The following is a 518-nucleotide window of genomic DNA, read 5'->3' as shown; positions in this document are numbered from 1 at the left end:
TGACTGGGGTGAAGTCGTAACAAGGTAGCCGTAGGGGAACCTGCGGCTGGATCACCTCCTTAATCGACGACATCAGCTGCTCCATAAGTTCCCACACGAATTGCTTGATTCATTGAAGAAGACGATAGAAGCAGCTTTAAGCTCCAAGCTGATAGCTCTTAGCTAATCAGTGACGCTCGAAATTGGGTCTGTAGCTCAGTTGGTTAGAGCGCACCCCTGATAAGGGTGAGGTCGGCAGTTCGAATCTGCCCAGACCCACCAATTTTGTTATGGGGCCATAGCTCAGCTGGGAGAGCGCCTGCCTTGCACGCAGGAGGTCAACGGTTCGATCCCGTTTGGCTCCACCATTAACTGCTTCTGCTGTTAGAGTTTAGAAATGAATATTCTGAAGTGAATATTGATTTCTAGTCTTTGATTAGATCGTTCTTTAAAAATTTGGGTATGTGATAGAAAGATAGACTGAACGTTACTTTCACTGGTAACGGATCAGGCTAAGGTAAAATTTGTGAGTTCTCTTA

2 tRNA genes and 1 rRNA gene are annotated in these 518 nt (G+C 45.9%); all 3 read left to right on the top strand.

The window, feature by feature from the left end:
* Window positions 1-62: ribosomal RNA gene (locus FEM54_RS33770) — 16S ribosomal RNA — on the top strand; the annotation flags it as partial.
* A 122-nt stretch (window positions 63-184) separates the two neighbouring features.
* Window positions 185-261: transfer RNA gene (locus FEM54_RS33765), tRNA-Ile, on the top strand.
* 10 nt (window positions 262-271) lie between these two features.
* A tRNA-Ala gene (locus tag FEM54_RS33760) sits at window positions 272-347 on the top strand.
* Window positions 348-518 lie beyond the last annotated feature (171 nt).

The sequence above is a fragment of the Pseudomonas edaphica genome, from assembly GCF_005863185.1.
In the GTDB taxonomy this organism is placed as follows: domain Bacteria; phylum Pseudomonadota; class Gammaproteobacteria; order Pseudomonadales; family Pseudomonadaceae; genus Aquipseudomonas; species Aquipseudomonas edaphica.
The sequence above is the reverse complement of the archived record's forward strand: the minus strand, read 5'-3'. Positions and strand labels throughout refer to the sequence as shown.